Here is a 4,491-nt window from a genome sequence, read left to right on the forward strand (position 1 = left end):
GAAAGTGCGAAAAACGGCTAGGTTTGCACGATTTGTTCGCCGTCACGGGCAGTGCGAGTTATCCGGGCCTGCTACCGATAGCTGCGGCGATGACAACTCGCCCACATGACGCCGCATCAACCTTTCGGACACGACACCGGGTGGTCCCGTAGGTTTGTCTGTCGTGAACGAGGGCCGCGCTACCATCCGGCCGACGGGGCGGCGAGTCGACTCGTCGTTCTCCCCGTCAGCGTGGACGGGACCTCCGCAAGTCCGGCAGCACCGATGAACAGGCACCGATGAACATGTCCGACAAGAGAATTCGCATCCTGATGGTTCTGGGTGGGCTGGTGATCGCGGCGATCGTGGCCGGGGTCCTGGGCCTGCGCGGCGGTTCCACCACGCACGACACCGCGAGTTCGGTGGCGGCGACCGTGCACTCCACCAAGGCCGCGCAGTCCACCACCGCATCCGCCACGCCCGCGCCCGGCAACGGCGCGACACCCGCCGCGTCGGCTACCCGGGCGCCGGGCGTGCCCGATCGCGCCTACGCCACCCTCGTCGAAATCGACGCCGGACGCTGGCCCGGTTCGGCGAACGCGCCGGGCACCAAGGGCGGTGATCAGTGGATGAACCGCGCCGGAACCCTGCCGAAGACCGACTCGAGCGGTAAGGCGATCACGTATCAGGAATGGGACGTCAACCCGAAGCAACGCGGCCAGACCCGCGACGCCGAACGCATCGTGACCGGCAGCGACGGATCGGCCTACTACACCGGCGACCACTACCAGACCTTCACGAGGATGCGCTGATGGCCGAAACCATGTCGTTGTCGCAATTCCTCGCCCCGGCCGCCGGCTCCGATGCGGCGGCGGCGCGGCAGAACGGCCGCGCCCACCGGGCCGCGACGGGGCCGGTTCTCGGCGCGCTCGACGTCGGCGCCGGACCGTTCAGCGGGGTGCGATTCCAGGTCCCGGACGGGTATATCGCCCGCGAGGTCCGGGGCACGAAGATGCGCACCACCGCGGGTGTTTTCGACGAATTCGCCGCCGCCCTGCAGTTCCCCTACTATTTCGGCGACAACCGCGACGCCTTCGACGAATGTCTGCGCGATCTGGACGAATTCGTCGGTGAGGCGCCGGGGTACGTTGTCGTGATCCGTGATTCGAGCGGGCTGCTGGCCGACCAGCGCGAGGATCTGGAATGGTTCGCCGACGCGATGACTCAGGCGGCCGAATACTGGGCCGCGCACGGCACGGTCTTCCGGGTGGTGCTGCAACAGCATCCGGCGGTGCTGTCGCCGGTCGAGCTCACCATGGCCGACCCGGCGTGAGGCCCTTCAGCGCAGCCGATGGGCGAGATCCTCGCCGAGGAGGACGAACACGTCGGTCGTCTCGTCGATGAGCTGTTCCCGGGTCATATCGATATCGCCCTGCAACCAGCTGGTGAGCGTCTGCACCAGGCCGCCCACCAGGTAGGTCGCGCGGAAACCGATCGCCGGGTCGGGAGTGGGTGTGCTCAGGGCGTAGAAGTCGATGCCGCGCGCGGCGACCAGATTCGCGAACGAGGCGATCGTCTGCAGGGTGCGTGAGCGCAGCTCCGGCGTGGAGGCGCTCACCGCCAACGCCACCTGGGCCTTACGCGGATCGTCGGTCAGCACGTGGATACCGGCCGCGACGGCGGCATGCGCCATCGTGCGGGTTTCCGGCCGGGTTCGGCGCGTGGACGGGTCGGCAGCGTTGTCCCGCGCGCCGGACGGAGTGTCCGCTGCGGATCCGCCGGCCACCTCCTGCAACGCCTGCACGATGGCGGACGCCAGCTCCTCGGCGATGCCGTCGAACAGCGCGGTCAAAACGGCGTCGCGGCCGGTGAACTGTTCGTAGTAGTACCGCTCGTTCAACCCGGCCTGCGCGCACAGCCCGGCGACCGTCAGCTTGTCCGCGCCCTGGGTGCCGATGATCTCGAGTGCCGCGTCGAGCAGCGCGGCACGCCGGCCCGCGCGCCGTTCGGCGGCCGAGATACCGCCATAGGTCCGCTGTGCCGTCACGGTCCGATTGTGGCACGGACGCAATTCTGGCATGGGCTCTTGCCAGAACAAGGGTTTCTGGTGAATGCTATTGCCAGATTCCATGCGAGGAGGGCGACGATGCCTGGTCCGGGATATTTCTCCGACGATTCGATGATCCGCCGGGTGATGCGCAAACGCGCGGTGGGACTGACCTACGGCCTGCGGGCGCTGGTGATCGGCGCGGTCCATCCTCTGCTGTTCGTCGGCACCGCCGAGAACACCGCCCACCGCGCCACCCCCTACACACGGCTGGCGCTCACCGGCCGCCTGTTCGAGGCGGTGTTCCTCGGCGACAAGGACGAGGCCGACCGCGCGCTGGCGTTCACCCGCAAGCGGCATGTCCCCGTCGAAGGTGTGCTGCCCGAGGACGCGGGCCCGCATCATCCGGCCGGGTCGCATTACTCCGCGCTGGACCCGCACCTGATGTTCATGACCATGGCGTTCACCGCCGACTCCGCCGAGGTCATGCACGACGTGCTGGTGCGCAAGCTGACTCCGGGCGAGCGGGAGGACCTGTACCAGGACTACGTGCGCTGGGGTGAGCTGTTCGGCATGCCGCGTTCGGCCGCGCCCATCGACTATCCGGCGTTCCGGCGCGTTTTCGATGCCTATCTCGCCTCGGACGAGCTGTACCTGACCGACGAGGCGCGGCTGGTCGGCTCGTATCTGGCGGGTGCGCAGGTGCCGCATCCGCTGCCGCGCCCGTGGCAGCAGGCAAGCAGCGGGGCGCATCTGCTTGTCCAGGGCTCGCTCCCGCCGCGGATCCGGCGGATGTACGACATCCGGTGGGGCCGGCGCGAAGAGCTCGCCTATCGCGGGCTCGCGCAGGCCGTGCGCACCGCCCACGTGCGGCCGCCACTCGCGCCGCCGGTCCTGCGCGACACCCTGTCCGGACCGAGCGCCCCGGTCTATCGCCTGATCACCCGGCGGGAAAAGGACCTGGTCGCGAGCGGTCGGTCCAGTATGCCGGGGGTGGATCCGCGCAACTACGCCGAACGGCACGCGGTCTGAGCGGCGCCGCGCCGCACCTCCCCGCTCCCTCGGGAAAAACCGCTTGGGCGTGCATGGGAAGATCGGTTCATGTCCAGTCCTGCCCCCAGCGAACGCAAGCAGCGGGTCCTCTCCGGCGTCCAGCCGACCAGCGACTCCTTCCACCTCGGCAACTACCTTGGTGCGCTGCAGTATTGGGTGCCGCTGCAGGACGACTACGAGGCGCTCTACTTCATTCCGGACATGCACGCCATCACGGTGTCGCAGGACCCCAAGCAGCTGCGCAGCCGCACCTTGCACAGTGTCGCGCAGCTGCTCGCGATAGGTATCGACCCCAAGCGGTCCACCCTGTTCGTGCAGAGTCAGGTGCCCGAGCACGCCGAGCTCACCTGGGTGCTGAGCTGCATCACCGGCTTCGGCGAGGCCAGCCGGATGACCCAGTTCAAGGACAAGTCGGCCAAACAGGGTTCCGACAACGCGACCGTCGGCCTGTTCACCTACCCGATCCTGATGGCGGCCGACATCCTGCTGTACCGCCCGCAGCTGGTGCCGGTCGGTGAGGATCAGCGCCAGCACCTGGAGCTGACCCGAAACCTGGCGCAGCGCTTCAACACTCGCTTCAAGAAGACCTTCGTGGTCCCCGAACCGCATATCGTCACCGGCACGGCGAAGATCTACGACCTGCAGGATCCGACCTCCAAGATGAGCAAGTCCGCCGCCAGCGACGCGGGCCTGATCAGTCTGCTCGACGATCCGAAGGTGTCGGCGAAGAAGATCCGCTCGGCCGTCACCGACACCGAACGGGAGATTCGCTACGACCCGGAGACCAAACCGGGCGTCAGCAACCTGCTGGTGATTCTGTCCTCGCTCACCGACACGCCCATCGTCACACTCGAAAAAGGCTTCGAGGGTAAGGGATACGGCGAGCTCAAAGCCGATGTGGCCGACGCCGTGGTGGAATTCGTGACACCGCTGCAGGCGAAAGTGCAAGAGTATCTGGACGATCAGGGCGAACTCGATCGCATTCTCGCCACCGGAGCCGAGCAGGCGCGCGAGATCGCCGGTAAGACCCTCGCGCAGGTGTACGACCGAGTGGGTTTCCTGCATCGCTGATCTGTACCGCGCGAGGCCGTGTTGCGGTTGAACAGGTTCGGGAGGACAGGTGCTCGACAAGCTCAAGGCGCGGATCCAACGTGAGGTGCGAGCGCGGCCGTGGCTGGACCACGCCGTTCGCGCCGGCGGCAGCTACCAGCGCCAGCGCGGTGACTACTTCGCGGCCGGCATCACGTATTTCACAGTACTGTCGCTGTTTCCGCTGCTGATGGTCGCCTTCGCGGTCGCCGGGTTCGTCCTCGCCCGCGATCCGCACCTGCTCGAGGAGTTGCGCGACAAGATCGTCGAGAACATTCCGGGGTCGTTCGGCGGCCAGGTCAACGATCTGATCGACCAGGCCA

6 protein-coding genes are annotated in these 4,491 nt (G+C 67.4%); 5 read left to right on the forward strand and 1 reads right to left on the reverse strand.

What is annotated here, in order from left to right:
- Positions 1-284: 284 nt before the first annotated feature.
- Entirely contained in the window at positions 285-791 is a 507-nt protein-coding gene (locus IRT45_RS35925) for a ribonuclease domain-containing protein (protein WP_309241307.1), read from the forward strand.
- Positions 791-1,312 carry a barstar family protein gene (locus tag IRT45_RS35930; RefSeq protein ID WP_194810207.1) on the forward strand — a complete coding sequence of 174 codons (522 nt, stop codon included), beginning with the start codon at positions 791-793 and terminating at the stop codon, positions 1,310-1,312. Before IRT45_RS35925 ends, IRT45_RS35930 begins: the two co-directional genes overlap by 1 nt.
- Before the next feature lie 6 nt (positions 1,313-1,318).
- On the opposite strand, the gene IRT45_RS35935 is transcribed toward IRT45_RS35930, so the two are convergent.
- Positions 1,319-2,026, reverse strand: coding sequence for a TetR/AcrR family transcriptional regulator (locus IRT45_RS35935; RefSeq protein ID WP_309241308.1), 708 nt, complete (start codon positions 2,024-2,026; stop codon positions 1,319-1,321).
- Between the two features lie 99 nt (positions 2,027-2,125).
- On the opposite strand from IRT45_RS35935, the gene IRT45_RS35940 reads away from it, so the two are divergent.
- The 3 genes from IRT45_RS35940 to IRT45_RS35950 all read left to right on the forward strand — a co-directional run.
- Positions 2,126-3,058: an oxygenase MpaB family protein gene (locus IRT45_RS35940; protein WP_194810209.1), complete on the forward strand. Its 933-nt coding sequence runs from the start codon at positions 2,126-2,128 to the stop codon at positions 3,056-3,058.
- Positions 3,059-3,127: 69 nt separating this feature from the next.
- Positions 3,128-4,150 (forward strand): tryptophan--tRNA ligase, encoded by a 1,023-nt coding sequence (gene trpS, locus IRT45_RS35945; RefSeq protein WP_039776663.1) that lies wholly within the window; start codon positions 3,128-3,130, stop codon positions 4,148-4,150.
- Positions 4,151-4,199: 49 nt separating this feature from the next.
- Positions 4,200-4,491 (forward strand): YhjD/YihY/BrkB family envelope integrity protein (locus tag IRT45_RS35950; protein WP_194810210.1); only part of this gene is annotated, 292 nt, incomplete at its 3' end.

This window comes from Nocardia sp. BSTN01 (assembly GCF_015354405.1).
GTDB lineage: Bacteria > Actinomycetota > Actinomycetes > Mycobacteriales > Mycobacteriaceae > Nocardia.